Here is a 26,081-nt window from a genome sequence, read left to right on the forward strand (position 1 = left end):
CCTCAACCCGCGGCCAGCTCCGCCTCGATCGCCGCCAGCGCCGCCATGGGATCCTCCGCCTGGGTCACGGGCCGCCCCACTACCTGATGCGTGCTGCCGGCCCGCAGGGCGTCGAGGGGCGTCATCACGCGGCGCTGATCCCCGGCGGCGGCGAAGCTCGGCCGAATGCCGGGCGTCACCTTGAGGAAGTCTGCGCCGCACAGCGTGGTGAGGCGACTCGCCTCCTGCGCCGAGCAGACCACGCCATGCATGCCGCTGTCGCGGGCCAGCACGGCCAGGCGCTCGACCTGCTCGGCGGGAGACGCCGAGACCCCCACCTCGGCCAGATCCTCGGCCCCCATGCTGGTCAGCACCGTCACCGCGATCAGGTGGGTGGAGAGGCCATGACGATCCAGACGGTCCCGGGCGGCCTCCATCATCCGCCGCCCCCCGCCGGCATGCACGTTGACCATCCACACGCCCTGCTCGGCCGCGGCCTGGACCGCTCCGGCCACGGTGTTGGGGATGTCGTGGAACTTGAGGTCGAGAAACACCTCGAACCCCCGCCCGTGCAGCGCCTCGAGAATGTCCGGGCCACTGCGAGTAAACAGCTCCTTGCCCACCTTGAGCCGGCAGCGCGAGGGATCGAGGCGATCGGCCATGCACAACGCGGCGTCCAGGGAGGCATAGTCGAGGGCGATGATCAGGGGAGAGGCGGTGGACACGATCGGGCTCCTGTCGGGTGAAGGGATCGCCCCAGTATATCAGTGATGGCCTACGTCGCAGGTGGCCAAAGACGCCGTCACTGCCTCCGGAATGGCTGACGCCACGCGGGCACGATCGCTGACGCGGGTTTGGCGAAGAGCCCGCTAGCTTGAAGGAGGCGAGCCGGTGCAAAACGGCAACGGCTCGCCCCTTCGGACTCAAGGAGAGCCACCATGACCATCGCCATCAAGACCCGCCTGTCCTGCCTGCTGCTGACGATGCTGCTGAGCCTCGCCCCCCTCGTCGCCAGCCAGGCCCTGGCCCAGGAGATGTCACCGATCGACATCAACGCCGCCGATGCAGCGCTGCTGGCCGAACTCCCCGGCATCGGCCCGAGCAAGGCCTCGGCGATCGTCGAGGACCGCGAAGCCAACGGTCCCTACGAGAGCGCCGAGGATCTGACGCGCGTCAGCGGCATCGGCGAGGTCACGGTAGACGGCCTGGCCGACCAGATCACCTTCTGATCGATGCCGGTCGATGAAGGCGCAGCGATGACCGTGCACCGCTCCTCCTTCATCGACAACCCGACAGCGACGCCGGCCGAGAAGCGGCCGGCGTCGCCGTGCAAGGGCCGCGCCACGCTCCCCCCCCCCCCATGGGCCTGGCGACGAGAGCGCGCACGGCGAGGAGGTGGTGAGCCCCTACCCTAGAGGCGCAGCCCGCCGTCGCACTCGATCACCCGGCCGGTGAAGTACGCATTGGTCATGATGAAGGCGACGCTCTCGGCGATATCCTCGGGCTGGCCGAGGCGACGGAGCGGCACCCCCGAGGTCAGTTTCTCGAGCATGTCCTCGCGCATCGAGGCGGTCATATCGGTCTCGATGAAGCCCGGCGCCACGGCGCCCACGCGAATGCCGTAGCGTGCCAACTCCCCGGCCCAGGTGGTGGTCAGGGCCACTACGCCGGCCTTGGCCGCAGCGTAGTTGCTCTGTCCCATGTTGCCGGCCCGGGAGATGCTCGAGATATTGACGATCACGCCCTCGTGACCCGCCTCGATCATCTGCGTGGCCGCCTCGCGACCGCACAGGAAGACGCCGGTGAGATTGACGTCGATCACCTGCTGCCACTGCTGAAGGGGCAGCGTCTTCTCCACCTGGCCGTCCTTCGCCTTGACCAGCAGTCCGTCCTTGACGATGCCGGCATTGTTCACGAGGCCGTGGATCGGCCCCAGCGACGCGCGGATATCGCCGAACGCCTGCTGCACCGAAGCCTCGTCGGCGACGTTGACGATGAAGCCCCGCGAGGTGATCCCCTCGCCGTGCAGGCAGGAGACCGCCTCGTCCAGGGCGGCGCCGTCGAGATCCATCAGGGCGAGGCGAGCCCCCTGGCGGCCCAGCCGGCGAGCCATGGCCAGGCCCAGGCCACGGGCGCCACCGGTGATGGCGATAACGGAATTGTCGAGTGTCATGTGCGCTTCTCCAGGCGTCAGGGGCTCGCGGGGTCAAGAGGGCCGGGCGGCCCATTCGTCGTGCCGCCCGGCATAACCTTATGAACTTGCAGTTAACGCCACTTTACCGAAGCATGGAATGATATTCCACGACGCCACTCTCCCGCCCCGGCGGCTTGAAATCTGACCCTCTGCCCCCATCACCAGCGCAACTGTCATCCGCGGAGCCATCATGCCCATTCTTCTCATCTTCACCCTCTTCGCCCTGCTCGACTTCGTCATCCTCTTCTCGGTGGGCAGCCAGATCGGGCTGCTCACCACCCTGTTGCTGGTGCTGGCGACCGGCTTCATCGGCCTGCACCTGATTCGCCGCGAAGGCGTGGCCACCTTCGCCCGCGCCCAGGAGCGCATGAACCAGGGGGAGATCCCCTCGGGCGAGCTGTTGACCGGGGCGGCGCTGATCTTCGGCGGTGCCCTGCTGATGGCGCCGGGCTTTCTCTCCGACGCCCTGGGCTTCATGTGCCTGATCCCCAATGCCCGGCGCCTGCTGGCCAAGTCACTCACCTGGCTGGGCGTGCGCATGAAGGGGCTGCACGTTCATGCCGGGACCTATCGCCCGCGCCAGGGCAGCGATGCCGACTGGCAGCAGGCGAGCCCTCATGGGGACGGCACGACCGAGCATCGGGACGAGCCGGGTGGCGCCGGCAGTGATCGCCCACTGGAGGGCGACTTCATCTCCCGGGACGAGCGGCGCTGATCGAGGCAAAAAATTTTCATGGCTGCCCTTGAAAGCGCCCTGCCGAGCCCCACCTATCCGACAGCATCGGGATTCGGTCCGGGGAAGATCCTCGGGCCATCGACAAGGAAGGCGATAACCGCCTCCACCCCGCAGCCTGGCTGCGGGTTGATGATGAAAACCGCCGGACAACAGTGCCGGCACAGCAAACCATCAGGAGAACGTGAGCAATGAACATCCGTCCCTTGCACGATCGCGTCGTCATCCGTCGCGTTGAAGAAGAGCAGAAGACTGCAGGCGGCATCGTGCTCCCGGGCAGCGCCCAGGAAAAGCCGACTCGTGGCGAAATCCTCGCCGTCGGTAACGGCCGGATTCTGGACAGCGGCGACGTGCGCCCGCTCGACGTCAAGGTCGGCGACACCGTGATCTTCAAGGATGGCTTCGGCGTCGAGAAGCAGAAGATCGACGGCGAAGAAGTGCTGATCATGAGCGAGTCCGACATCCTGGCCGTCGTCGAAGGCTGAGCCGCGACCCGCCAGCAATCGCACGATACTGACGTTCACGAACTCACAGGAAGCATACGAAAATGGCAGCGAAACAAGTCAAGTTCTCCAGTGATGCACGCACTCGCATGGCGAAAGGCGTCGACACCCTGGCCAACGCCGTCAAGGCGACCCTGGGGCCGAAGGGCCGCAACGTGGTGCTCGAGAAGTCCTTCGGCGCGCCGACCGTGACCAAGGACGGTGTCTCCGTGGCCAAGGAGATCGAGCTCAAGGACAAGTTCGAGAACATGGGCGCACAGATGGTCAAGGAAGTCGCTTCCAAGACCTCCGACGTCGCCGGTGACGGCACCACCACCGCCACCGTGCTGGCCCAGTCCATCGTGACCGAGGGCCTGAAGGGCGTGATCGCCGGCATGAACCCGATGGACCTGAAGCGCGGCATCGACCAGGCCGTCGCCGCCGCCGTCAAGGAAGTCAGTGAGCTGGCCGTGCCCTGCACCGACTCCAACGCCATCGCCCAGGTCGGCACCATCTCCGCCAACGGCGACAAGCGCATCGGTGAGATCATCGCCGAGGCGATGGAGAAGGTCGGCAAGGAAGGCGTCATCACCGTCGATGAAGGCCGTGGCTTCGAGGACGAGCTGGACGTCGTGGAAGGCATGCAGTTCGACCGCGGCTACCTGTCGCCGTACTTCGTGACCAACCAGGACACCATGGCCGTGGAACTGGAAGATCCGTTCATCCTGCTGGTGGACAAGAAGATCTCCAACATCCGCGAGCTGCTGCCGACCCTCGAGTCCGTCGCCAAGGCCGGCAAGCCGCTGGTGATCATCGCCGAGGACATCGAAGGCGAGGCGCTGGCCACCCTGGTGGTCAACACCATGCGCGGCATCGTCAAGGTCGCGGCCGCCAAGGCCCCGGGCTTCGGCGACCGTCGCAAGGCCATGCTGCAGGACATCGCCATCCTCACCGGCGGTACCGTGATCTCCGAGGAAGTGGGTCTGGACCTCGAGCAGGCCACCCTGGACCACCTGGGCACCGCCAAGCGCGTGACCATGTCCAAGGAGAACACCACCATCATCGATGGCGCCGGCAACGACAATGACATTGAGGCCCGCGTCAGCCAGATCCGCGCCCAGATCGAGGAGACCTCCTCCGATTACGATCGCGAGAAGCTCCAGGAGCGTGTCGCCAAGCTGGCCGGCGGTGTCGCCGTCATCCGCGTCGGTGCGGCCACCGAAGTCGAGATGAAGGAGAAGAAGGCCCGGGTCGAGGATGCCCTGCACTCCACTCGCGCCGCCGTCGAGGAAGGCGTGGTGCCCGGAGGCGGTACCGCCCTGGTGCGCGTGCTGACCCGTATCGCCGGCCTCAAGGGCGACAACGAGGACCAGACCCACGGCATCGCCATCGCCGTGCGCGCCATGGAAGCCCCGCTGCGCCAGATCGTCACCAACGCCGGTCAGGAGGCTTCCGTCATCCTGAACCGCGTCAAGGACGGTGAGGGCAACTTCGGCTACAACGCCCAGACCGGCGAGTTCGGCGACCTGTTCGAGATGGGCGTGCTGGACCCGGCCAAGGTCACTCGCTCCGCGCTGCAGTCCGCTGGCTCCGTCGCCGGCCTCATGATCACCACCGAGTGCATGATCGCCGACGATCCGGACGAGAAGGATGCCGGTGGCGCCGACATGGGCGGCATGGGCGGCATGGGTGGCATGGGCGGCATGATGTAAATCGCCCCCGCCCCCAGGCCTCGCCTGATCGAGACCCCCGCCGGGAGACCGGCGGGGGTCTTTCATTGTGGGGGCCCGACGTATCGAGAGGCCTTACTCACGCGCGCCGAGCTGGGTACACTCCCCCCGCTTCGCCCCTCTTTCAGACCTCATTCAGACCGGCTCGCCATGCTGTCCAATATTCGTATCGTCCTCGTCCAGACCTACCATCCCGGCAATATCGGGGCCGCGGCCCGCGCCATGAAGACCATGGGCCTCAGCGACCTGGTGCTGGTCAATCCGCGCTGCTTCCCCGACCCGGAGGCCTCACGCCTGGCCGCCGGGGCCGAGGACCTCATCGACACGGCCCGGGTGGTGGGCTCACTCACCGAGGCCGTGACCGACTGCGTGCAGGTGGTCGGCGCCAGCGCCCGGCTGCGCAGCCTGCCGCTGCCGCATTTCGATGAGCCGGCCGACATGGCACGCGACCTCGTCGACCAGGCCGCCAACGACCCGGTGGCGCTGGTCTTCGGCCGCGAGCGCTTCGGACTGACCAACGATGAGATCCGCTGCTGCAGCCATCAGGTCAGCATCCCGGCCAACCCGGACTACGGCATCCTCAACCTCTCCCAGGCGGTGCAGGTGCTCGCCCACGAGGTGTTCACCGCCTGGCGCCGGCGCCCGGAGAGCGACTTTCGCCTGGCGCGCCCGAGCCAGGATCGCCAGCCGCCCCGCGAGCAGCTGGGCCACTTCCATGATCACCTGACCCGCGTCATGCAGCGCAGCGGCTTCATCACCCAGCCCCACGCGCGCACCGAGGCGCAGCTTCAGGCGCTGTTCGCCCGGGCGCGACCGTCGCGCAAGGAGCTCTCGCTGCTGCGCGGCCTGCTCGCCTCGCTGGAGCAGCATCTTCCCGATGACCGTCTCGCCGAGGACCGACTCCCCGACGACCGGCCCGGCGAGGACTGACGCAGGCTCGACGGATCGGCACAAACGACGACGGCGGCCCGAGGGCCGCCGTCATCAAAGGAACTCATCACGCCGGGCGCGCGATCACAGGGTCATCGCCGCCAGCCAGCCGAAGCCGATCAGCGGAATGTTGTAGTGCAGGAAGGTCGGCACCACGCTGTCCCAGATGTGGTCGTGCTGGCGGTCGACGTTGAGCCCGGAGGTCGGCCCGAGGGTCGAGTCCGAGGCCGGCGAGCCGGCATCGCCCAGCGCCGCCGCGGTGCCCACCAGCGCCACCGTGGCCAGCGGCGAGAAGCCGAACTGGACCGCCAGGGGCACGAAGATCGCGGCGATGATCGGGATGGTCGAGAAGGAGGAGCCGATCCCCAGGGTGATGAACAGACCCACCAAGAGCATCAGCAGCGCCGCCAGGCCGCGGTTGTCGCCGATGATCTCGGCGCTGGCGGTGACCAGGGTCTCGACCTCGCCGGTGGCGGTCATCACCGCGGCGAAGCCCGAGGCCGAGATCATGATGAAGCCGATCAGCGCCATCATGCGCATGCCGCTGGTGAACAGATCGTCGGCCTCTCGCCACTTGAAGATCCCGCCCAGCGAGAGCAGCGCGAAGCCCACGAGGCCGCCCAGCACCATCGAGCCGGTATAGAGCTGGATGCCCAGCGCCGCGACGATGGCGACGATCGACATCGCCACGCCCAGCGCATGGGGCTCCTGGGCCTCGGGGTGGTGGTGCGGCACGTTGGTGGTGGCGACTTCCGCCGCCTCGTAGTCGCGCGGCTTGCGGTAGCTCACGAACAGCGCAACGAGCAGCCCCAGCGCCATGCCGCCCACCGGCACGCCCATGGCCACGGGCACCATGCCGCGGGTGATCTCGAGGCCCAGCGCCTCGCCGGCCTGGTTGATGTTGGCCAGCAGGATGTCGTTGAGAAAGATCGCCCCGAAGCCCACCGGCAGCAGCATGTAGGGCGCCGTCAGGCCGAAGGTCAGCGCACAGGCCACCGCACGGCGATCCAGGCGCAACTGGTTCATCACCTTGAGCAGCGGCGGGATCAGGATCGGGATGAAGGCGATGTGCACCGGGATCAGGTTCTGCGAGGAGATCGCCACCAGCAGCACCGAGCCGAGCAGCAGGTACTTCACCGTGGCCTGGCGGCTGTCCGAGGCCTCCTGGCCGAGCAACGCGATCAGCCGCCGCGCCAGCAGGTCGGGCAGCCCCGAGCGCGAGATCGCCACCGCGAAGGCGCCCAGGGTCGCATAGGCCAGGGCCACCTTGGCGCCGCCGCCGACCCCGTCGTTGAAGGCCGCCAGGGTGTCGGTGACGGAGAGCCCCCCGACCAGCCCACCGGCCAGCGCCCCGACCACCAGGGCGAAGACCACCGAGACCCGCGCCAGTGATAGCCCCACCATCACAAGCACCGCAACAATTACCGCATTCATGAGAGATTCCCGAAAATGGAGTTGGATTCAGACGAGACGGCGCGGGATTCTACCAGATGGCAACCGGTCCTGCCGGATGCCGGCTTCGGGAATGTCATCGCGACGTCATCGAATCCTCATGACGCTGTCACGGGCATCGGCGATAACGAGAGGACCCGGCAAGGGAGACTGCCGAGGTCGGTGACAGGGACGCAAGGGGCAGGAAGCCCCGCAGGGAGCATGGCATCACGACGATGCCCAGGGAGGAGTGAGACCGCCACGGCGCCCGCGCCGTGGCGTTTTTGTCAGCTATCGGGCGCCGACGCCAGGGTGACCGTGACAACATCGCCACGCCGCAGCACCTCACCCGGCGATGGAGCCTGCGTCAACACCGTCCCCGACGAGGCGCCGGACGGATCGACCTCCATCTCGAGGCGGAACTCGGCGAGCAGCTCCTGCGCCGCCTCACGCGGCAGCGAGATCAGCCGGGGCACCGCCACGATCGGCATCTCCTCGACCTCCGGGGGAGGCGGCACCGGCACGATGCGAAAACGCAGCGATGCCCCGATCGTGGCCTGATACCCGAAGCGATTCTGATACCCCGCATCCACGGGAGCCGCGTAGAGGGCGATCCGCGACGCGCCTGGCCGTCCCAGCGAGGCGCTTGCCGATCGAGTCGCCTGTGCATTCCCGGAGAGCGAGAGCGCCACCTTCACCTCCCCCTCGGTCTCGGGGAGGGTATAGAAGGTCGGCTGCCAGCCGCTTTGCCGCAGCAGCGTCATCGCCTCGTCGTTGTCCCGATACAGCGCTTGCAGCTGAGCCAGCGCCTGCTCGTCCAGGGCGCGTTGCGCCTGTGCCACCCCCTGGCCCACCGAGGCAATGATCTGGCCGAGGGGCGCGGCCGTGGTGTCGTTGATCAAGCGCTTGATATCACTCATGGCCTGCCTCCTCGGTCTCGGGTCCCACGGCGACAACGACCCCGAGGCGCCCGTTGGCCTCGGACAGCGCCGCCCCGGGGGCCGGCCGCTGTTCGACGATGGCCCCGGAGGGATGACGCTCGCTATGCCGCTCGATCACGTCCAGTCGCAGCCCCGCGGCCAGGGCCTGTCGCCGGGCCGACTCGAGGGTCTGGCCGATCAGGTCGGGCACCTCGGCAGACGCGGGCGCGCCGCCCTGGCGTGGCGGATTGAGCCTCAGCACCAGCTCGGAGACGTTGTCCGCCAATACCTCCCTGGCCTCGGCGCTGTCGAGCGGGTGGAAACGCTTGCCGCCCTCCACGACCAGCCCGCGAATGCGCAGCTCGGCGGAGGCCAGTTCCATCCCCTGCTCGGCCCGGGCCAGGTCCAGGGCCCCGGAAATGGTCGAGGTCAGCCGCTCCATGGGCGGCGACGTCGCCGCCGTCTTGCGCAGCTGATCGAGCTGACGACCCAGCCGCTCCCCTTGCGCCTCACTCTTCTGCAACGCCTGGTCGAGCTCCTGGATGCGCGCCTGTCGCAGATCGACCTGGACCTGCAGCTGCTCGCGCTTGGCGGTCTCGGCACTGAGCATCTCCATGACCACCGCGGTCTTGCGAGACTCCAGGCCGCCGGCCTCCGGCCTGGCCGCATCGATGGTCGCCCCGGCGCCCGGCCTCAGGTCGTCAGGCGGGAGGGTATGAATCGGCATCTCCAGCACCAGGTCCGCCATGTTGAGGTTCATCCCGGCGAGCCGTTCGGGACGACGGCGCGAGACGGCGGGCGCCGACACGCCGGCCCCCGGCAGCATCACCACCTCGCCGAACGAGACATTCAGCACGGTACGCGCCATGTGGTAGCTGCCCTGCTGGGCCAGCACCTCGGCCGGATCGGTATTCGCCTTGACCAGCCGCAGCGCCGGCGCGAGCTTGCCCTCTCCCTGCAGCCCGGTGGCGATGGCCAGCCGGCCCTCGTCGTTGGTCACGGACCGGTTCAACCCCTGCCATCCCCTGCCGAGCTGATAGACCTGGAGCTCCACAACCTGATGGGCGGCGGGCTTACGGGCGGCATCGAGCAGGCTGGCGGTCACGCGAAGCTTGATGGTCATGAAGGATCTCCCGGCAGCAGCACCCGACCGATCGCTCCGCGCGACTCCACCTGCACGACCACCTGCTTGCCTCGCAGCGAGGCGAGCTCGACGACCAGCTGGGCGCTGCCGTCCTCGCGGGTGGTCAGTCGCTGCGACGACAGCAGCGACAGGCGCTGCTGGGCCGAGGGCCGATAGCCGAGCAGTCGCTCGGTCATCTCGACGTCCACCTGCAGGGAGACGGGGACGCCTCCCAGGCGCTCGCCGGCCATGCTGGAGACCTGGATATCCAGCCGCTCGCGCTTGGCACGTCCCTCCACGGCGGACACGCCCAGGTCCAGCAGCGTCTCCGGGCGACCGCCATGGGCCGGCACCGTGGCCAGGCGACCGGAGATCGACGAGGTGATGCGCGTTTCCCGACCGGTCTCATCGCGGTCCCGCCGCGCCTTGGGAAGCAGGCGCAAGCGCATCGGCTGGTTCGCCTCGGCCTCCTCGTGAAACTCCACCTCGAAGGCGAAATCGAGATAGGGGATCTCGTAACCCTGCCCGCCGTCGCCGGTACGCGCCGCTTCCGACAGCGTGCCCTGAGCATCCTGCAGGGCATCCGCGAGCCCCACCAGCATGTCCCGAACCGCGTCGGCCGCGATCTGGCCTCCCTGGCTCATGACTCATCCTCCTGCGCTTGTCGTTGCTGGCGCGCCCGGGTCAGGCGACGCTCATCGGCCTGCTGTTCGCGCCGCTGCCATCGCCTGCGCTCGAGCGCCACTTCCCGGGCCCGTTCGGCCCGCTCGTCCAGGTCACCGCAGCCCCCCGCCACCACCGAGAGCAGCCGTTCACGCCGCGCCTCATAGGCACGCGTGGGGGTGGTCATGCTCGGCAACGGCGCCTCGAGGGCCTCTCGACCACGACGCTCCCACGACTCGAGCGCCCCCGTGACGCGACGCGTCCCGGCATCGAGCGCGTTCGTGTCGGTCCACGATCGGCCGCCCTGCTCGCGCAACCCGGTTCGTGCCGGGGGATCGCCCAGCAATCGCTGGCCGGTGCGCAGCGGCAGCGACGGGGCGTCGTCGGCGGGCTCGAACGATCGCGCCGGGGCCTGCGTGAGCTCGCGAAGCGGGGAGCGATCGCTCTGGGCGTCACGCCGTGACGCCCAGTCCGCATCGGCCCGGCGGCGCTGCGAGAGAGGCGTGACGGGAAAGCGGGCATCGGCGTCCCCGGTCGGCTCGGCACCGCCTCCGGCGAGGCGCTGCATCCTGGCCTCGAGCTCCGCGCGCTCCCGCTGGAGGGCCACCAGTGACGCCGGCAGGGGCGTTGCCGCGGCCTCCGGCGCCACGGCGTCCGGGGTCGTGTCCGATGCCGTCTCCTCCTGAAGGGACGCCCAGCTGTTTCGCGGCATGGGGCTACTCCGGTTCCGACTCGGTGGACAGCATGGCGCGGATGCGCTCCTCGAGGATGGCCGGCGCGGGCACGGTCACCAGCTTGGTGCGCATCAGCGAACTCCCCTCGGCGGAGTACTGGTACTTGCTCGAGAAACTGGCCGAGACGGTGGAGACCTTCATCTTGGCGCTCGCCGACAGGAACCCCACCTTCCCGCTCACCGAGGCGTTGACCGTGGTGCTGCTGCGCTTGCTCTCGCTCTCGGTGGCCATGGAGATCGACATCTTGACCTCGATGAGCGTATCCACGAACTGGTAGAAGGTCGGCGTGAACCCCAGCTCCAGCAGCGAGTAGCCGTCCGGACTGTCGTCCCCGATCTTGACCAGGTTGGCTCGCTCGCTGGAGGCCGTGCCCTCCTCCTCGTTTTCCGGCGCGTAGCCGGCCATCAGCCGCGCGATCTTCAACGAGGTGAGGTCGAGCTCGTACTGCGCCTCGGCGATCCCCACCCCCATCGACTTGACCATCTCCGGGAAGGGGACGTTGAGCAGATCCTGTCCGACGGCCATCACGGACCTCCTTCGCCGTCATCGGCGTCCGGGTAGAGGGCCTCCATGCGCCGCCGACGGGCCTCCTCCTCGACCTCCATGTAGCCGCGGATACGCTCGTTGAGCACGGCGGGAGGGGGCACGGGCACCATCTTGGTGCGCAGCAGGCTCGCGCCCTCGGCGCTGTAGCTGTACTTCTGGGAGTAGGTGGCATCCACCTGGGTCGTCTGCACGGAGGTGTTGCTGCGGTAGGATTTCGACTTCCGGACCCCCGGCGGCCAGGTCAATCCCACCCGGGTGCTGCGACCGGCACTGCGCTGCCGGTCGCTGGTGGCGTTCGAGGTCGTACGCTCGTAGGCCCGCTCGCGGATCATGCGAATGGCGATCTTCACCTCGATGATGGTGTCGACGAACTGGTAGAAGGTGGGCGTGAAGCCCAGTTCCATCATCGACAGGCGCGTGGGCACCCGAATCACCTTTTCGGCCAGCGTTTCCCCGCCGACCTCGGTGTTGAGTGCCGAGGTCACATCGTTACGCGAAGAGCTCCCGGTGATCGCCCTCAGGGGCTGTATGGCGGAAGTGGCGCTGCTCTCGCTGCCGGTCTCCGTCTGCACCATCTCGCGAATGATCTCCAGTACCACCTCTTTCAATCGTATGGAGTCCTCGTCCAGTGCCCCGGTGAGTGAGTCGTCGAAGATGGCATAGTAGAGCGCCTGCTCGACGGTCATGTACTCGTAGCCGAAGAAGACCCGACTGTCGTCGAAGGTCTGATTACCTCGGCTGTCGATCACCGACTGCAGGCCGCCCATCATCTCGGCGGTGCGCATCGAGCTCTGATCGAGCTGATACTGGCTGTCCGCGATGGCGAAGGCCATGTCGCGGATCATGTCCCCCATGGGAACATCGAGAAGGTCCTGTCCAATGCTCATGGTCGTTCTCCTTCTTGTTGACCGGTGAGGCCGGCTCACTCGCTGTCGGCGTTGCGCTGCTGGCGTAGGAGCGCCATGAACTGCTCGGGCGGGGGCAGCGACACCAGCCGGGCCGCGATGGATGACATCCCGGAGGCCTCCATGGCGTACTTCCTGGCGTAGCTGACCGAGACGGTGGCGGCCGCCATGAAGACCCCGGTGTTGACGCCGCCGGTGACGGAGGCGCCGACGGAGGTATCGGTCGACTCGCTCACGGTGAAGCTGAGCCGCGCCTCGACGGTCGCCTCGGTGTAGGCGTAGAAGCTCGGCGTGAAGCCCAGCGCCAGCAGGTTGTAGGTCTCTCCGCCGACCTCGACCTCCGTCTCCCCCATCACCTTGGCCATCTCCACGGCGTTGCGATCGAGGGCGAACTGCCCCTCGGCGATGGCCATGCCGAGGCGCTCGACGATCTGCGGCAGCGGCGCCGTGACCAGGGCACGGGTCGTCTGGGTCCCGGCACTCATGAGCGGCGCTCCCGCTGCAGGGCGTGAATCGCCTCGACGAAGAGCTCAGGCGCCGGCACGGAGGCCAACCGGGCGGAGATCTGGCTGTTGCCGGTCACCGCCATGTTGAACTGCCGGGACTCCCGCTTGTCCACGCTGACGCCGATCGCCACGGCGGTGCTCGAGCCCTCGCGACTCTCGACCTGGCGTGACCGCGAGCGAGAGAACTGCTGGGTCACGGTGAGCCCCTCGCTGCCCGTCAGCTCGAGCTGTTCGCTGGTGGCGCTGAACAGCTTGATCTCATAGGTATCACTTGCCCGCATCACCTCGACGACGTGGCCCAGCTGGTTGGCACGCAGCGTGCCAGTGGCATTGAGGTCGGCCGCCAGGTGGTGCGCGTAGGCCTCGGCGGCATTCGCCGCATGTCCCGCCACCGCCGCGCCGTTGAGGCCGAACGCCTGCCCCTCGACGGTCACGGAGAAAGCCGACAGGTCGGGCGAGGCCGGCTGCCACAGGAACACGAAGCCGTTACCATCGCCTCCCCCCTGCAGGTCGGGCGCGACCCCGTCCAGCAGCGCACTGCCCTCGCTGCGAAGCGACAGCCAGTAGTAGTCGCGTTCCGGTGTCGCGATCGAGGTGACCCGCCACTCCTGGTTCGGCGTGCCGTCGTCGTCGTTGGCGCGCGCCGCTCGCTGCTCGCCCTGGCTATCCACCAGATCGATCTGGCTCTCAGGGACACCGTTGGCGATCATGAAATCGCGCACGAAGCGCCCCCTGGCCTCACCCAGCGCCAGGTTCTTCTGCGCCGAGCCCTGCCGGTCGGTCATGCCTTCCAGGCGGACCCGCGTGCCCGTCGCGGCGAAGGCGCGAGCCAGCTCGGTCAGGGAGCGTCGGTCGTCCTCGCTGCGAAACTCCGCCTTGCCGGTGTCGAAATAGACCCCGAACCGGGGCTCTCCCGCCTGATGCGGTGGATGCAGGGTGGTAGTGAAGCCGCCGGCCGCGTCGACCTGGCTCCTGACATGCTCGGCGTAGGCCCCGAGGTCCGCCTGGGCGGTGGTCGAGACCGTCGTGCCGCTATTCAGCACATAGTCGGTGTCGGCGTTGTCGCGGATGGCGATCAGCCCGTTGGCCGTGGCGGTAAAGGTGAAGGCTACCGAGCGGGAGGTCGTCACGACCTGGTGGCCGGGCGCATCGCTGGAGATGCTGAGCGCCGTATCCGGCGGCGAGTAGACCATGGCATCGACATCCTGGTGCTCGGTCAACTGGTCCAGCAGGCTGCCCAGTCGCGCCCTGGGCTCCTGCCCACTCGGCACCACCTGGGTCCCGTTCACCGAGAGCGTGCCGGTCGCATCGGCGCGATACTCGAGCCGGGCCTGACGCGTCTCGACCCTCGTGCCGCTCTCGCTCTCCGCTTCGGAGGCCGACGACGAGGCACTCTGCTGGCGGGTATCGCCCAGGCTCGCGGTGGCGGAGAAACCAAACTCGTCGCGCTTGCCCACCTCGAGGCGCAGCTGGAGGGACACCGAGACATCGGCATGCTGGTAGTGGTAGAAGGCGGGCATCAGGCCCAGCTCCAGCAGCGAGCGCTCGCCCAGGCCGTCGTGAATCTCGGTGAAGGCCTGCATCTGGCGCACCGAGTTGTCGTCCAGCTCCTTCTGCGCCTTGGCGATGCCCAGCCCGAGTTCCTTGATGAACTCGGCCACGCTGGCATCCGCCAGCACCTGGCCGGGCGTCATGCCGTCGTAGTTGGCCATGTCATGTCACCTCCTGTCGGGAGACGTCGGGCGGCAGGGTCGCCCTGCGCGCCAGATCGGGCCGCACCCTGGCGCGGCGAACGGTGTAGTAGCCGTGGCGAGACAGCGCCTCGGACAGCGTCTGGGCGGTGATGGTCAGCGCCCGTCGCCGCCAGGCCTGGAGCTCGGCGGCCAGGGCGAGCCGGTCGGGATGGGCGATGGCCACCGCCTGTTCCAGTTGATGGTCGGCCTCGGCCTCGCGCCCGAGGAACAGCAGCAGGATCGCCCGCCTAAGCGTCAGGGTCGCGTGATCGCGCCGCTGCAGGGGGGCGTGCGTTCCGCGCCGCTCCAGTTCCTCGCAGGCGGCCACGGTGAGCGCCAGGGCATCGCCGTGCCGGCCCTGGCGCTCGAGGCTCTCGAGGATGCAGTCGGTGTAGTGGCGAGCGAAGGGCGTCGGGGCCGCCATCTCACTGGCCAGTCGCAGGGCCGTCCGATAGAGCTCGAGGGCACGCCCGTGGTCGCCGGCCAGCGCGGCCAGCTTGCCTTTCTCCGCGATGGCCAGGTGTTGAAGGTGGGGCGACACACGATCGGGGTTCGTTGCCGTCATGTCATCTCTCCGGAGGGGGTAGTCGACTCGACGAAGCGGGTCCGTGCGCCGGCCGCGGCCAGCTCATGGGCCAGCACCCGGGCCTCGAGGTCCGACAGGTCGGCCACGATGAGCGAGGGAATCCGCACCGTCTGGCTCAACCCGAAACGGCTCAGCACGGCCTGCAGCCGAGACGCATCGCGAGCGGCCAGCAGCTCGATGCCGGCACGCCCGAAGCCGCTCGGTTCGCGCTCGACCGAGAGCCCCAGCGCGCGCGCCTCATCGAGACGTTGACGTGCCTGGGCCACGTCGCAGGCCTCGGCCAGGGCGAGGGGCGGCTGGGCGAGGACGCGAGGCGCCACCGTTGACGGAATGCCGAAGCGCTCCTCGAGCCAGGCCAGCAGCTCGCTCGTGGGTGTCGCCTCGCCGGTCAGGACCAGGTCCCAGCGCATCAGGGCACGGTTCACCAGCCGGATGCCGCCCTCCCGTCCAAGCGAGGACCAGAGCGAGCGCGCCTCGGCGTAGGACAGCCTCAGCGGGAGCCATCCGGGCCGGAGCGTCTGCTGCTTCTCACGCAGGCGGGCCTGAAGCCAGGCCGGCACGCTGGTATCCGGGGCGAGATGAAGATCGAAGGGCCCCGCGTCGCTGGGGGCCCGGGAGACCAGGGCGCCCTCGCCGAGACGTCGGGCGAGGCTCTCCACCGCCGCCGCTCCGACCCCACCCAGTACCACGCCCGGCGGTGTGGCCAGCAGCCCGAAGGCGCGCTGCGCCGAGACCCCGAGGAAGTCGGCGAGTGACTCGGTCACGGTCGCGATGCGCGCGACATCCTGGACCTGAACGGCCACGTCGAAGTAAGTCACATCGGGCGGCGCCTCCCCGTGGGGAGCCACGCGGGATTCCAGGCCCAGCGAGGCCAGCAGCCGGTCGAGGGCCGTGGCGGTATCGGCGTCGAGGTCGTCGACGAGGACGGTCGGGGCTCGGAAGATCGCTTCGGCCACGTCGGCGACGGGTCTGGCGAGACCGTCGGCGACGGCGCGAAGCGCAGAAGGCGACACGTCACCGGGCGAGGTGACGACCACCTGATGACGCGACGGGTAGATGGCCGAGCTGCTTGTCACCCCACTCCTCCTTCCACGAATGGCTCGTGGGCCTGGAGATAAGGCGCCTCGTAGGGTGCACATGGCCGTTGACGGTCATCGGCGAGGCGGGGCGCCGAATCAGCACATCATGCGTTGAAGCTAAGTTCACGTCATCAGATCCGTCAAACTCCAGTAAGCGGATTTGTCATGCTCCTCGGTGCAGATCAGTCACACCACCCCGGCACGCCGCGGCGGATCCGCCTGGAGAAATCGGGGGCGTCATGGGCCTGGGCGGCGCGCTCGGTGATATCGCCGAGACGGCGCAGCTCACCGAGGCGATAGCCGTCGACGAGGCCGCCATGCTCATGGACATAGCCCGGCAACAGGCCGCTCAGCAGCAGGCGATGATCGAGCGGCAGCCCCTCGATGATCTGGCGCATCATGACGAACACCAGGGTCGTACAGTTGGCGGTGACGGTGTGATAGAAACGCGGCTCGCGGGCCAGGTCGTTGGCGGAGGCCACCAGCGCCAGCAGCAGACGGCGACGCGCCTGGGCCGAGAGGGTGACGTGGTAGAGGGTGACGCGCTCGCCGCGCACGTTGCTGCGCAGGCGCACCGCGTCCCGCTCATCGGCCGCGATGATCGCCAGCTCGTACTGCTTGAAGAAGCCGCCGATCTCCGAGAAGCGCTCGTGGCTCGCTCGGCGCACCTCCACCGAGAAGGCGACGAAGTCGTCGACGCTGCCGTCGTCACCGGCGAAGCCGAAGGAGATCAGCACGTGGGCGATGCCCGGCCGCCCCCAGCTCGAGACGATCAGGTCCACCGTGCTCAGGCGCTCGAGGTCATAGACGCGCCGCTCCCAGCCGCCCCGGGCGGTGTCCCGGGTCTGCCAGTCGAAGTGACGCACATGGTGCAGGGTCAGCCGTTTCCCCGTGACCCGGCCGGTGGCGAGATGGGCGACGTCCTCGGCCCAGTCCCGATCCTTCTGTGGCACGAGCCGCCGCCACCAGGCCAGCAGCCCGGCCAGCTGCACGCCGATGCCGACAAGCGCCGCCAGCGACGCGCCCTGCCAGGCGAGCCACAGCCAGCTCGCTCCCGCCGCCAGCCAGAGCCCCACCCCGCTCCATCGCCAGGGCCGCGGCAGGCGATGGCCCAGGGCCAGCACTCCCCACAGCGTGGAGATCGCGATCCCCAGCAGCAGCAGGCCGTTCAGCAACGCCATGATCATCGTCGTCCTCGCGAGCATGATGGCGCGAGGCTACCACGGCCGGACTGCCGGGGAGCAGTGCGGCCAAGGCTCAGACGGCGGTCAGCCAGCCGGCGAAGCCCTGCAGATCCTCGCCAAGCTCGCCCCGGGTGACCCGGTGGTAGAGCCGCTGCAGCCGAGCGGTCAGCGAGTCGTCGGGGATGGGGCGATCCGGCGTCGGCGCCCCGGAGCGGGCGCCGATGTGGCGCCCGTCGAGTTCGCGCAGCGGCAGGATCTCGGCGGCGGTCCCGGTGACGAAGGCCTCGTCGGCGATATAGAGCTCGTCGCGAGTGATGCGTCGCTCGCGCACCTCGATTCCCAGCACCTCGCGGGCCAGGCGAATCACGCTGTCCCGGGTGATGCCCTGGAGGCAGGAGGTGACCTCGGGGGTATGCAGCACGCCGTCGCGAAGCAGGAAGACGTTGGCCGCCGAGGCCTCGGCCACGTAGCCCTCCGGGTCGAGCATGATCGTCTCGTCGAAGCCCGCCTTGATGGCGGTGTTCAGCGCCAGCATGGCGTTGACGTAGTGGCCGTTGGTCTTGGCCCGGCACAGGCTGATGTTGACGTGGTGGCGCGCCCAGGAGGACGTCAGGGCGCGCAGGCCGATGGCGGCGGCCTCGGGCGAGACGTAGTCGCCGAGGTCCCAGGCGGGGATCATCACGTGGGTGGAGAGCCCTCTCGCCCGCAGACCCAGCCCCTCGGCGCCGAAGTAGACCGTCGGCTTGAGATAGGCGTTGAGCAGGCCGTTTCGCGTCAGGCACTGACGCTGGGCCTCGATCAACTCGTCCTCCCCGACGGGCAGCGGCATGTCCAGGGCATGGGCGCTGTCGGCCAGGCGACGGGTATGCTCCGCCACCCGGAAGAGATGGGTGCCGCCGGGACCGTGATAGGCGCGCACGCCCTCGAAGCAGCCCATGCCGTAGTGCAGGCTGTGGGTCAGCAGGTGGGTGCGGGCGTCGCGCCACGGCAGCCACTCGCCGTCGTGCCAGAGCCAGCCGTCGCGATCACAGAGCGGTGTCATGGTACTCGTTCCTGTCGTTAAAAGACCGGCCGTCAAGACGGTCATCGAAACCGGGCGTCAGAGCCGATCGGCATCGAACCAGGCCGCTCGCCAGCCGTCGATCAGTTCACGCTGATGAGGTTGCAGGGCCTGATAGGCCCAGGCGGCGATCTCGTCGTTCTGGGGATCGGGCACGGTGATCGCGTCGCCCGCGAGCGCCTCGATCACCGCATGGCCACACAGCGGCACGTAGCCCTCCGAGTAGCCGCCCTCGTGGACCATCACCAGCCGGCCGTCGCAGACCCGCTCGGCGAGCGCCATCAGCTGCCGGGTCATGTCGCCGAAGGCCGCGCTGTTGAGCAGCATCTTGCCCAGCGGGTCCTTGGCGCAGGCGTCATAGCCGCAGGCCACCACGATCAACTCGGGCCGGAAGGCCTCGAGGGCCGGCAGCACCAGCTCGCTCATGGCGTGGGCATAGGCCCCGAGGCCGCAGCCTGGCGGCAGCGGCAGGTTGAGGCAGGCCCCCTCGCCGGCCCCCTCCCCCTGCTCCTCGAAGGTACCGGTGTCCAGCGGGTAGTTGCCCGCCTGGTGGATCGATACCGTGAGCACCTCGGGGTCGTCGTAGAAGGCAGCCTGCTGGCCGTTGCCGTGGTGCACGTCCCAGTCGAGGATCGCCACCCGCCCCACCTGCCCCAGGGCCCGGGCGCGCATCACCGCGACCGGGATGTTGCCCAGCAGGCAGAAGCCGCGGCCGCGATCGGCCTCGGCATGGTGGCCGGGCGGCCGGCAGAGCGCATAGGCGCGCGCGAGCTCGCCGGTGGCCACGGCCTCCACCGCCGCGATGGCCAGTCCCGCCGACTGGCGCGCGGCGGCCAGGCTGCCCGGCGTATAGGGCGCGCAGTCACCGCCGTTGCCACCCAGGGCGCGATCCCCGGCCTCGAGCGCGTCGAGGTAGCGCGGCGAGTGGAAGCGCTCGAGATCCTCGCGGCCGGCGGGCCCCGGTTTTCGCACGCGGAGCTCATCGATCAGCCCGGAGACCTCCAGCAGGTTCTTGAGGCGCCGCTTGCTCTCGGCGCTCTCCGAGGCCGGCTGGGGCTGCAGGAACTCGCCCGGCGCCGAGAAGACCCCGATGGCCCCGGGGTCGTGCCAGAAGCAGCGCTCGTGCCAGTAGAAGCCTACAGGCGGTCTTCTTTTCGCGTCACCCGCCGTCATGCCCCGCCCTCCAGCCGTTCCCATACCTCGATGGCCGCGGCCAGGTCCTCGAGCGAGGCGCCCACCGACTTGAACAGGGTGATGGCCTCGCGGGCGCTGCGCCCCGAGCGCTCGCCGCGCAGCAGCTCGACGAGCTCACCCTGGATATCGTCGAAGGCGAAGCGGCCCTCGTCAATCGCCTGCAGGATGTCCCCCGCCTCGCCCCGGGCGCCGGGATAGGTGTCGACGAACACCTCGCTGCGGGCCAGGCACTCGGCGTCGGTCTCGCGCATGCTCGGCCGAAAGGCGCCGATCAGGTCGAGGTGCGTGCCGGGCGCGAGCCACTCGCCGCGGATCAGCGGCTCGGTGGAGAGGGTCACGCAGCTGATCACGTCGGCCTCCCGGGTCGCCGCCTCGAGGTCGGTGACGGCGGCCGTGTCGAAGCGATCGGCATACTCGGCCGCTAGCCGCTCGGCCTTCTCGGGATGGCGCCCCCAGATCCGCACCCTGGTGATGGGGCGCACCGCGGCGTGGGCCTCGATCACCATCGGGGCAAGCTTGCCGGTGCCCACCACCAGCAGGGTCGAGGCGTCGTCGCGGGCCAGCTCCCGGGCGGCCAGCGCCGAGGCGGCGGCGGTGCGCCGCCGGGTCAGCTCGCCGCCGTCGAGGCACGCCAGGGGCCGCCCATGGTCCCCCTCGCTGAGCAGGTAGACACCGGAAATGGCCGGCAGGCCGTGATCGGCGTTCTGGGGAAAGACGTTGACCATCTTCATGCCGATGTAGCCGGCCCGCTCCCAGGCCGGCATCAGCAGCATGGTGGCCTCGCCGTCCGGCCGATGCATGGCGTGGTGGTGACGCGGCGGCGACTCCACGCCCTCGCGAAAGGTCGTGGCCAGCCGCTCGACCAGCGCCGACCAGTCGAGCGCCGCCGCCACTTCCGTGTCGGTGATGATGCGCATCTCAGCCCTCCGGGAGTGCCGCGGTGACCATGATCTCCACCTTCCACTCGGGCTTGGCGAGCTTGGCCTCGACCGCGGCCCGCACCGGCGGACGCCCCGGCACCACCCAGCTGTCCCAGGCGGCGTTCATCTGGTCGAACTCCGCCATGCTGGTCACCCAGATCTGGGCGGCGATCAGCTGCTCCTTGGAGGTGCCGGCGCGGGCCAGCAGGTCGTCGATGCGCGCCAGCACCTGCTCGGTCTGGCCGCGCATGTCGGCGCTGGCGTCCGTCGGCACCTGGCCCGCCAGGTAGACGGTGCCGTTGTGCACGGTGATCTGGCTCATGCGGGCATTGCTGTCGTGATGGGTGACGGTCATGGCGTGGTCTCTCGTCGTGATGGCAGTCAGGCTGCGGTGAAGCCGCCCAGGAAGGCGGCCAGGTTGTCGCCCAGGTGCTCGGTGGGGTAGCCCCCCTCCTGCACCAGCACGATGGGCAGGCCGAGGGCGGCGATGCGCCGGCCCACGGCGGTGAAATCTTCGGTCTCCAGCGCCAGGCCGGCGAGCGGGTCGTCCTTGTGGGCATCGAGCCCCAGCGCCACCACCACGGACTCGGGCCGGAAGGCCTCGAGACGCTCGATCAGGCGATCCAGCTGGGCCAGGAAGGCCGCGCCGTCGCTGCCCAGGGGCAGTGGCAGGTTGACGTTGGCGCCGGCCCCCTCGCCCTCGCCCGTCTCGTCGGCGCCGCCCCAGAAGAACGGATAGAAATCGGCGGGGTCGGCGTGCAGCGAGCCGGTCCAGACATCGCCGCGGCGATAGAAGATGTCCTGGGTGCCGTTGCCATGATGCAGGTCGACGTCGAGGATCGCCACGCGTTCGTGCCGCTCGCGCAGCACCGTGGCGGCCAGCGCCGCGTTGTTGAGGAAGCAGAAGCCCCCGGCCCGCTCCGGTCCCGCATGGTGACCCGGCGGTCGACACAGGGCATAGGCCGCGTCCTCCCCGGCGAGCACCGCATCGGCGGCGGCCTCGGCACAGGCGGCGCTCGCCAGGATGCCGGCGAAGCTGTCGGCGGTCATCGGGCAGGCCATGTCGTGCATGTGCCAGCCCACCAGCCCCACCGGATGACGGGGGTAGTGATGGCCGCCGCCGCAGGGGTGGACGTTGGGCGCCACGATCTCGGCGGCATTGGGCAGCGCCTGCCAGCGGGCATGGATGGTCTCGAGGAACTCGAGGTAGCGCGGGGCATGGATGGCGGCCAGGCGCTGCCGCAGCCGCGGGCCGTCGACCACGGTGGGCGGCGTCATCGCCAGTCCCATGGACGCCAGGCCCCGGGTCAGCAGCTCGGCGCGCACCGGCCCCTCCGGCGAGTCCACCGCCCGGCCGCGCAGCAGGAATGTCGGCGGCGCGTGGCGTTGCTGGTCGGGGTGATAGAAGAGCTTCATCGATGGCAGTCCTTAGTCCAGAAGCGAGGGGATCCAGGTGGAGAGCGCCGGAAAGGCCGCGAGCATCACCACCACGGCGATGAAGGCACAGTAGAACGGCAGCGAGGCGACGATCGCCCGTTCATAGGGAACCTCGGCGATCCTCGCCGCGGTCATCAGGGTCATCCCCACCGGAGGCGTCACGTTGGCGATGTTCAGGGTAACGATCATCACGATCGCGAAGTGCAGCGGGTCGAAGCCCAGCGAGACCATCGCCGGCACCACCACCGGGCCGATCACCACCAGCGCCGGCAGCACGTCCATCACGGTGCCCAGCACGATCAGCAGCAGGCACACCAGCATGATCTGGACGAAGGGCACGTCGCTCAGGGTGGTGATCAGCTCCGCCGCCTCGCGGGCGATGCCCGAGCGGGTCACGAACCAGCCGAGCACCGCCGAGGTGGCGAGCAGGAAGAACACCACGCCGGAGAACTTCACGGTGGTCACCAGCGCCTGCCAGATCTTGTGCCAGGTCAGGTTACGGTAGAACACCACGCCGATGAAGATCGCATAGACGGCGGCGAAGCCCGACGCCTCGGTAATCGTGGTCATCCCCGAGAGGATACCGCCGAGGATGATCAGCGGCACCAGCATCGCCGGCAGGGCCGACAGGAAGGCGAGGATCGCCGCGCGGATCGGCGTGGCGCCCTGCTTGGGATAGCCGCGCAGCCACGCCAGCACGATGCTGGTCAGCAGCAGCGCCAGGGTCATCAGCACGCCGGGCAGGATGCCGCCGGCGAACAGGTCGATCACCGAGATGTCGCGCAGCAGGGTGGCGTAGACCACCATCACCACGCTCGGGGGTATGATCGGCCCGATGATCGACGAGCAGGCGGTGATCGCCGCCGCGTACTCGGCGTCGTAGCCCTGCTTCTTCATCTCCGGGATCATGATCTTGCCGATCGCCACGGTATCGGTGATCGCCGCCCCGGTCAGGCCGGCGAAGAACAGCGATACCGTCACGTTGACGTGGGAGAGCGCGCCGCGCACGCGGCCGAACAGGGCATTGTTGAAGGCGATCAGCTTCTGGGTCAGGCCGCCCTGGTTCATCAGCTCGGCGGTGAAGATGAAGTACGGCACGGCGATCAGCATGTAGCCGGAGACCCCGGAGAACATGCGGTCGGCGATGATGCCCATCAGCCGCTCGCCGCCCAGGGAGTAGACCCCGGCGACGCCGGAGATGGCCATGACCACGGCCACCGGGGCCCCGATCAGCAGCACGATGATGAAGGCAAGAATGGCGGGGGTCATGAGCGGGCCTCCTCGTCAGGCTCGCCGATCACGTCCTCGATGAGCGCCCTGTCGTCCCGGAAGTGCTCCAGCAGGCTGAAGCCCTGCACCAGGTGCAGCAGGAAGATGACGCCGGAGAGCGGCACGGCCACCGCCGTCCAGCGGCGCGAGATCTGGATGTTGTCGGAGACCATGTAGACCTGGGTGGCATTCTGGAAGAAGCTCCAGCCGTACCAGATCATCAGCAGCGCGAAGACCACCATCACCGCCAGGGTCAAGGCCGCGGCGAGCCGGACCAGGGGCTCGGGGAGCAGCTTCACCAGCAGCGTCATGGCGACGTGCTCACCGGAGTGCAGCGCGATGGTGGACGAGAGCAGGCCGATCCAGGGCAGGAAGAGCCGCGCCAGGGAGTAGGTCCAGCTCAGGGCATCGCCAGTGAACAGGGTATAGAGAAAGCCCGTGAAGGAGATCGCCAGCATGCCGAGCACGCAACTCACGCAGAACACGATCACGAGTTGGTTGACGACATCGCTGAGTCGACGGGCCTGGTGGAGTAGGCTCATGAGAAGTATCCGGCTCGGGGAAAGGGGCTTAAGCAGCGGCAGCGCGGATCACGCGGCCGGGGCGGCCTGACAGCCGCCGCCCCGACCTCGGATGGCAGTCGGCTCACTGCCCGTAGCGCTGGTAGGCCTCCTCGGGCAGGGACTCACGCAGCGACTCCACCTCGCTCAGCATGTCCTCGACCAGCTGGGCATCGGCCCCGAAGTCGTCGACGATCCAGGTCTTCCACGCCGGGCGGGCGATCTCGGCCATGCGCTGACGCTCCTCGGTGGGCATCAGGTAGCACTCCTCGAACAGCTCGCAGGACTTCTGCCAGCTGGCCGTCGCCAGCATCGCCGAGGCCCCGTGGCTCAGGGTCACCGCTTCCCGGGCGGCGTTGGTGATGACGCGCTGGTGCTCCTCCGGCAGCTCCTGGAACCAGGCTTCGCTGACCACCCAGCTGGCGCTGTTGTACACGTGCCCGGTCAGGGTGGTGTAGTCGGTCACCTCGTCCAGCCCGTAGGTGGTGTTGATCACCGGCGCGTTGAACTGGCCGTCGGCGAGCCCGGTCTCCAGCGCGGTGATCAGCTCGCCCCAAGGCAGCGGCGTGGCCGAGGCACCGAGCGCCTTCATCGTCGCCACGTGGGCCGGGTTCTCCTCGGTGCGGATGTTCAGCCCCTCGAGGTCGTCGACGGTCTTGATCAGCCGCTCGTTGTTGGTGAAGGCCACGAAACCGCCGCCGTCGTCGAAGGTGCCGAGGTAGCGCATGTCGGCAGCCTCGACGGTGCCCGACATGAAATCGGCGAACCACTCACCGTCGAAGAAGGCCCAGGCCTGGCGCCAGTCGTCGAACAGGAAGGGCGCGGTGACGACCTGGTAGTCGGGATAGAACGAGGACATGGCGCCGGAGGTCAGGATGCTCGACTGCAGGGCGCGGCCTCCCGCCTGCACCTGGGAGCCGGTCTCGACCTCGGACCCCATCTGGCCGCCGCCGAAGATCGTCACCGCGACGTCGCCGTCGGTACGCGACTCGACCAGCTCCTTGAAGTGCACCAGGCCGGGATAGATGCTGTTGTTGGTGAGGTTCTCGGGGATCAGGGTGGCGATCGCCATCTCGTAGGACTGGGCCTGCGCCTGGGTGCTGGCGATGGCCAGCGGCAGTGCGGCCAGCACCGCCACCTGAGAGAGTGCCTTCGGCATCATGGGTCTCATCCTCGCGTCATGTTGTCATTGTCGTTGTCGGCCCTTCTCACGGCGCCGGGGACACCGCAGCGGTGCAAGCCCGGCCAGGGCACTGCCCCTCAGACTAGGCCGCCATCGGCAGGGACGCTTGCCCGGGACTGCGACGCCCTTGCCCGGGACTCGGGAATGCTCAGCCGGCTCGGCGACCTTGGGAGGGCGAGACGGCGAAGCGCCGACGGTAGGCACGGGAGAAGCTGCCCTGGTCGTGAAAGCCCACCAGGGAGGCGATATGGCCGAGACTCAGGCCGCTGTGCATGACCAGGGTGCGGGCATGGTCCAGCCGGCGTCGCTGCACATAGGCGAGGGGCGTCATGCCGGTCAGTTCCCGAAAGCAGGCATGGAAGTGCCCGGCGCTCAGGGCGCAGAGCGCGGCCATCCGCTCGACGCGGATCTCGTCGGCGAGGTGGCGGTCGATCCAGCCGTCCAGGCGTGTCAGGTCGAGACGCTCGCTGATCCCCGGCGTGGCGAGGCCCTCGAGCGTCGCCGAGAGGGGTTCGGCCTCGAGATGCAGATAGAGGGCCCGCAGCAGCAGCGCGGCGATCTCGCTGTGCAGGGCCGGGCAGAGCTCGAGCTGGCGCATCAGGCTCGCGGCCAGTCGATTGAGGCGCGGCGGCACGCCGAAGAAGCGCGGCCGGTCGAAGAGCCGCTCGATCTCGTCTCCGTCGCGCAGCGCCGGCAGGCTGTCGGCCGGGATATCGAGCACGAAGGTACGGTTGCGGCCGTCGCCCCGGTAGTCGTGATGACGGCCGCTGGGGATCAGGCAGCCACGGCTGCCGGTGATACGCCCCCCCTGCCCTTCGATGGAGAGCTCCGTGGCGCCTCGCGTGGCCAGGATCAGCTGGTGATGGCCATGATCGTGCGCCACGTGCTCACGGCCCAGGGTGGCGGTTCGCAGATCGAGAAAGGGCATCGGCATCATCGGCTCGCAGTCACCATCGACGAATTCAACATGCCGAGGCGGATCGTGAAACGCAAGCCGCGG

General features: G+C 68.8%; 28 protein-coding genes. 5 read left to right on the forward strand and 23 right to left on the reverse strand.

The genetic code is table 11. The features are described 5' to 3' along the window. Window positions 1-2 precede the first annotated feature (2 nt). Window positions 3-704 (reverse strand): orotidine-5'-phosphate decarboxylase, encoded by a 702-nt coding sequence (gene pyrF / locus ACGTNG_RS15325; RefSeq protein ID WP_394797387.1) that lies wholly within the window; start codon window positions 702-704, stop codon window positions 3-5. Window positions 705-917: 213 nt separating this feature from the next. On the opposite strand from pyrF, the gene ACGTNG_RS15330 reads away from it, so the two are divergent. Next, the gene (locus ACGTNG_RS15330) at window positions 918-1,208 is read left to right on the forward strand and encodes a ComEA family DNA-binding protein (protein WP_394797388.1); all 291 of its coding nucleotides are present in this window, start codon (window positions 918-920) and stop codon (window positions 1,206-1,208) included. A 182-nt stretch (window positions 1,209-1,390) separates the two neighbouring features. Here the strand turns inward: ACGTNG_RS15330 and ACGTNG_RS15335 are convergent, their stop codons facing one another. Continuing rightward, the gene (locus tag ACGTNG_RS15335; RefSeq protein ID WP_394797389.1) at window positions 1,391-2,152 is read right to left on the reverse strand and encodes an SDR family oxidoreductase; all 762 of its coding nucleotides are present in this window, start codon (window positions 2,150-2,152) and stop codon (window positions 1,391-1,393) included. Between the two features lie 211 nt (window positions 2,153-2,363). Between ACGTNG_RS15335 and ACGTNG_RS15340 the strand changes: the two genes are divergently transcribed. From ACGTNG_RS15340 to ACGTNG_RS15355, 4 genes are all read left to right on the forward strand, one after another. Continuing rightward, complete coding sequence (locus ACGTNG_RS15340) at window positions 2,364-2,888, forward strand: FxsA family protein (protein ID WP_394797390.1); 525 nt, start codon at window positions 2,364-2,366, stop codon at window positions 2,886-2,888. Between the two features lie 209 nt (window positions 2,889-3,097). Then, entirely contained in the window at window positions 3,098-3,391 is a 294-nt protein-coding gene (locus tag ACGTNG_RS15345) for a co-chaperone GroES (protein ID WP_394797391.1), read from the forward strand. Between the two features lie 62 nt (window positions 3,392-3,453). Continuing rightward, window positions 3,454-5,100 (forward strand): chaperonin GroEL, encoded by a 1,647-nt coding sequence (gene groL / locus ACGTNG_RS15350; RefSeq protein WP_394797392.1) that lies wholly within the window; start codon window positions 3,454-3,456, stop codon window positions 5,098-5,100. Window positions 5,101-5,268: 168 nt separating this feature from the next. Further along, complete coding sequence (locus ACGTNG_RS15355; protein ID WP_394797393.1) at window positions 5,269-6,048, forward strand: RNA methyltransferase; 780 nt, start codon at window positions 5,269-5,271, stop codon at window positions 6,046-6,048. An 84-nt stretch (window positions 6,049-6,132) separates the two neighbouring features. Here the strand turns inward: ACGTNG_RS15355 and ACGTNG_RS15360 are convergent, their stop codons facing one another. The 21 genes from ACGTNG_RS15360 to ACGTNG_RS15460 form a co-directional block, all read right to left on the reverse strand. Then, the gene (locus tag ACGTNG_RS15360) at window positions 6,133-7,482 is read right to left on the reverse strand and encodes a Na+/H+ antiporter family protein (protein WP_394797394.1); all 1,350 of its coding nucleotides are present in this window, start codon (window positions 7,480-7,482) and stop codon (window positions 6,133-6,135) included. A gap of 284 nt (window positions 7,483-7,766) precedes the next feature. Next, window positions 7,767-8,399, reverse strand: a complete 633-nt coding sequence (locus ACGTNG_RS15365) for a PASTA domain-containing protein (RefSeq protein WP_394797395.1) — start codon at window positions 8,397-8,399, stop codon at window positions 7,767-7,769. Continuing rightward, entirely contained in the window at window positions 8,392-9,522 is a 1,131-nt protein-coding gene (locus ACGTNG_RS15370) for a PASTA domain-containing protein (RefSeq protein ID WP_394797396.1), read from the reverse strand. The genes ACGTNG_RS15365 and ACGTNG_RS15370 overlap by 8 nt, the downstream gene beginning before the upstream one ends. Then, window positions 9,519-10,166 (reverse strand): hypothetical protein, encoded by a 648-nt coding sequence (locus tag ACGTNG_RS15375; RefSeq protein WP_394797397.1) that lies wholly within the window; start codon window positions 10,164-10,166, stop codon window positions 9,519-9,521. The genes ACGTNG_RS15370 and ACGTNG_RS15375 overlap by 4 nt, the downstream gene beginning before the upstream one ends. Beyond that, window positions 10,163-10,897 (reverse strand): hypothetical protein, encoded by a 735-nt coding sequence (locus ACGTNG_RS15380; protein WP_394797398.1) that lies wholly within the window; start codon window positions 10,895-10,897, stop codon window positions 10,163-10,165. The genes ACGTNG_RS15375 and ACGTNG_RS15380 overlap by 4 nt, the downstream gene beginning before the upstream one ends. Before the next feature lie 4 nt (window positions 10,898-10,901). Beyond that, window positions 10,902-11,444: a hypothetical protein gene (locus ACGTNG_RS15385; RefSeq protein WP_394797399.1), complete on the reverse strand. Its 543-nt coding sequence runs from the start codon at window positions 11,442-11,444 to the stop codon at window positions 10,902-10,904. Next, on the reverse strand, window positions 11,444-12,352 hold the full coding sequence (locus ACGTNG_RS15390; protein ID WP_394797400.1) for a hypothetical protein: 909 nt from the start codon (window positions 12,350-12,352) through the stop codon (window positions 11,444-11,446). Before ACGTNG_RS15390 ends, ACGTNG_RS15385 begins: the two co-directional genes overlap by 1 nt. Window positions 12,353-12,387: 35 nt before the next feature. Continuing rightward, window positions 12,388-12,855, reverse strand: a complete 468-nt coding sequence (locus tag ACGTNG_RS15395) for a hypothetical protein (RefSeq protein WP_394797401.1) — start codon at window positions 12,853-12,855, stop codon at window positions 12,388-12,390. Beyond that, window positions 12,852-14,588 carry an OmpA family protein gene (locus tag ACGTNG_RS15400; RefSeq protein ID WP_394797402.1) on the reverse strand — a complete coding sequence of 579 codons (1,737 nt, stop codon included), beginning with the start codon at window positions 14,586-14,588 and terminating at the stop codon, window positions 12,852-12,854. The genes ACGTNG_RS15395 and ACGTNG_RS15400 overlap by 4 nt, the downstream gene beginning before the upstream one ends. Before the next feature lies 1 nt (window position 14,589). Beyond that, a complete protein-coding gene (locus ACGTNG_RS15405; RefSeq protein WP_394797403.1) occupies window positions 14,590-15,174 on the reverse strand; it encodes a hypothetical protein in 585 nt (194 codons plus the stop codon). Then, window positions 15,171-16,271, reverse strand: a complete 1,101-nt coding sequence (locus ACGTNG_RS15410) for a hypothetical protein (RefSeq protein ID WP_394797404.1) — start codon at window positions 16,269-16,271, stop codon at window positions 15,171-15,173. The genes ACGTNG_RS15405 and ACGTNG_RS15410 overlap by 4 nt, the downstream gene beginning before the upstream one ends. 185 nt (window positions 16,272-16,456) lie before the next feature. Next, complete coding sequence (locus ACGTNG_RS15415; RefSeq protein ID WP_394797405.1) at window positions 16,457-17,455, reverse strand: Lnb N-terminal periplasmic domain-containing protein; 999 nt, start codon at window positions 17,453-17,455, stop codon at window positions 16,457-16,459. Window positions 17,456-17,531: 76 nt separating this feature from the next. Next, window positions 17,532-18,500, reverse strand: a complete 969-nt coding sequence (locus ACGTNG_RS15420; RefSeq protein ID WP_394797406.1) for a branched-chain amino acid transaminase — start codon at window positions 18,498-18,500, stop codon at window positions 17,532-17,534. 57 nt (window positions 18,501-18,557) lie between these two features. Continuing rightward, a complete protein-coding gene (locus ACGTNG_RS15425) occupies window positions 18,558-19,691 on the reverse strand; it encodes a histone deacetylase-like amidohydrolase (RefSeq protein ID WP_394797407.1) in 1,134 nt (377 codons plus the stop codon). Then, complete coding sequence (gene lhpI, locus ACGTNG_RS15430; protein ID WP_394797408.1) at window positions 19,688-20,629, reverse strand: bifunctional Delta(1)-pyrroline-2-carboxylate/Delta(1)-piperideine-2-carboxylate reductase; 942 nt, start codon at window positions 20,627-20,629, stop codon at window positions 19,688-19,690. Before lhpI ends, ACGTNG_RS15425 begins: the two co-directional genes overlap by 4 nt. Before the next feature lies 1 nt (window position 20,630). Further along, on the reverse strand, window positions 20,631-20,987 hold the full coding sequence (locus tag ACGTNG_RS15435) for a RidA family protein (RefSeq protein WP_394797409.1): 357 nt from the start codon (window positions 20,985-20,987) through the stop codon (window positions 20,631-20,633). 26 nt (window positions 20,988-21,013) lie between these two features. After that, window positions 21,014-22,048, reverse strand: a complete 1,035-nt coding sequence (locus ACGTNG_RS15440) for a histone deacetylase family protein (protein WP_394797410.1) — start codon at window positions 22,046-22,048, stop codon at window positions 21,014-21,016. 12 nt (window positions 22,049-22,060) lie between these two features. Next, a complete protein-coding gene (locus ACGTNG_RS15445; RefSeq protein ID WP_394797411.1) occupies window positions 22,061-23,338 on the reverse strand; it encodes a TRAP transporter large permease in 1,278 nt (425 codons plus the stop codon). After that, the gene (locus tag ACGTNG_RS15450) at window positions 23,335-23,880 is read right to left on the reverse strand and encodes a TRAP transporter small permease (RefSeq protein WP_394797412.1); all 546 of its coding nucleotides are present in this window, start codon (window positions 23,878-23,880) and stop codon (window positions 23,335-23,337) included. The genes ACGTNG_RS15445 and ACGTNG_RS15450 overlap by 4 nt, the downstream gene beginning before the upstream one ends. A gap of 103 nt (window positions 23,881-23,983) precedes the next feature. Next, the gene (locus ACGTNG_RS15455) at window positions 23,984-25,060 is read right to left on the reverse strand and encodes a TRAP transporter substrate-binding protein (protein WP_394797413.1); all 1,077 of its coding nucleotides are present in this window, start codon (window positions 25,058-25,060) and stop codon (window positions 23,984-23,986) included. Window positions 25,061-25,229: 169 nt separating this feature from the next. Beyond that, a complete protein-coding gene (locus ACGTNG_RS15460) occupies window positions 25,230-26,009 on the reverse strand; it encodes a helix-turn-helix transcriptional regulator (protein WP_394797414.1) in 780 nt (259 codons plus the stop codon). Window positions 26,010-26,081 lie beyond the last annotated feature (72 nt).

This window comes from Halomonas sp. B23F22_3 (assembly GCF_043496965.1).
Lineage (GTDB): Bacteria > Pseudomonadota > Gammaproteobacteria > Pseudomonadales > Halomonadaceae > Halomonas.

Coding starts and splice junctions, on each gene's coding strand:
- groL (WP_394797392.1), top strand. CDS start 3,454: ATGGCAGCGAAACAAGTCAAGTTCTCCAGTGATGCACGCACTCGCATG.
- ACGTNG_RS15370 (WP_394797396.1), bottom strand. CDS start 9,522: ATGACCATCAAGCTTCGCGTGACCGCCAGCCTGCTCGATGCCGCCCGT.
- ACGTNG_RS15435 (WP_394797409.1), bottom strand. CDS start 20,987: ATGACCGTCACCCATCACGACAGCAATGCCCGCATGAGCCAGATCACC.
- ACGTNG_RS15375 (WP_394797397.1), bottom strand. CDS start 10,166: ATGAGCCAGGGAGGCCAGATCGCGGCCGACGCGGTTCGGGACATGCTG.
- ACGTNG_RS15335 (WP_394797389.1), bottom strand. CDS start 2,152: ATGACACTCGACAATTCCGTTATCGCCATCACCGGTGGCGCCCGTGGC.
- ACGTNG_RS15420 (WP_394797406.1), bottom strand. CDS start 18,500: ATGACACCGCTCTGTGATCGCGACGGCTGGCTCTGGCACGACGGCGAG.
- ACGTNG_RS15360 (WP_394797394.1), bottom strand. CDS start 7,482: ATGAATGCGGTAATTGTTGCGGTGCTTGTGATGGTGGGGCTATCACTG.
- ACGTNG_RS15440 (WP_394797410.1), bottom strand. CDS start 22,048: ATGAAGCTCTTCTATCACCCCGACCAGCAACGCCACGCGCCGCCGACA.
- ACGTNG_RS15355 (WP_394797393.1), top strand. CDS start 5,269: ATGCTGTCCAATATTCGTATCGTCCTCGTCCAGACCTACCATCCCGGC.
- ACGTNG_RS15450 (WP_394797412.1), bottom strand. CDS start 23,880: ATGAGCCTACTCCACCAGGCCCGTCGACTCAGCGATGTCGTCAACCAA.
- ACGTNG_RS15340 (WP_394797390.1), top strand. CDS start 2,364: ATGCCCATTCTTCTCATCTTCACCCTCTTCGCCCTGCTCGACTTCGTC.
- lhpI (WP_394797408.1), bottom strand. CDS start 20,629: ATGCGCATCATCACCGACACGGAAGTGGCGGCGGCGCTCGACTGGTCG.
- ACGTNG_RS15455 (WP_394797413.1), bottom strand. CDS start 25,060: ATGATGCCGAAGGCACTCTCTCAGGTGGCGGTGCTGGCCGCACTGCCG.
- ACGTNG_RS15400 (WP_394797402.1), bottom strand. CDS start 14,588: ATGGCCAACTACGACGGCATGACGCCCGGCCAGGTGCTGGCGGATGCC.
- ACGTNG_RS15395 (WP_394797401.1), bottom strand. CDS start 12,855: ATGAGTGCCGGGACCCAGACGACCCGTGCCCTGGTCACGGCGCCGCTG.
- ACGTNG_RS15445 (WP_394797411.1), bottom strand. CDS start 23,338: ATGACCCCCGCCATTCTTGCCTTCATCATCGTGCTGCTGATCGGGGCC.
- ACGTNG_RS15390 (WP_394797400.1), bottom strand. CDS start 12,352: ATGAGCATTGGACAGGACCTTCTCGATGTTCCCATGGGGGACATGATC.
- ACGTNG_RS15380 (WP_394797398.1), bottom strand. CDS start 10,897: ATGCCGCGAAACAGCTGGGCGTCCCTTCAGGAGGAGACGGCATCGGAC.
- ACGTNG_RS15330 (WP_394797388.1), top strand. CDS start 918: ATGACCATCGCCATCAAGACCCGCCTGTCCTGCCTGCTGCTGACGATG.
- ACGTNG_RS15365 (WP_394797395.1), bottom strand. CDS start 8,399: ATGAGTGATATCAAGCGCTTGATCAACGACACCACGGCCGCGCCCCTC.
- ACGTNG_RS15385 (WP_394797399.1), bottom strand. CDS start 11,444: ATGGCCGTCGGACAGGATCTGCTCAACGTCCCCTTCCCGGAGATGGTC.
- ACGTNG_RS15425 (WP_394797407.1), bottom strand. CDS start 19,691: ATGACGGCGGGTGACGCGAAAAGAAGACCGCCTGTAGGCTTCTACTGG.
- ACGTNG_RS15345 (WP_394797391.1), top strand. CDS start 3,098: ATGAACATCCGTCCCTTGCACGATCGCGTCGTCATCCGTCGCGTTGAA.
- ACGTNG_RS15405 (WP_394797403.1), bottom strand. CDS start 15,174: ATGACGGCAACGAACCCCGATCGTGTGTCGCCCCACCTTCAACACCTG.
- ACGTNG_RS15415 (WP_394797405.1), bottom strand. CDS start 17,455: ATGGCGTTGCTGAACGGCCTGCTGCTGCTGGGGATCGCGATCTCCACG.
- ACGTNG_RS15460 (WP_394797414.1), bottom strand. CDS start 26,009: ATGCCCTTTCTCGATCTGCGAACCGCCACCCTGGGCCGTGAGCACGTG.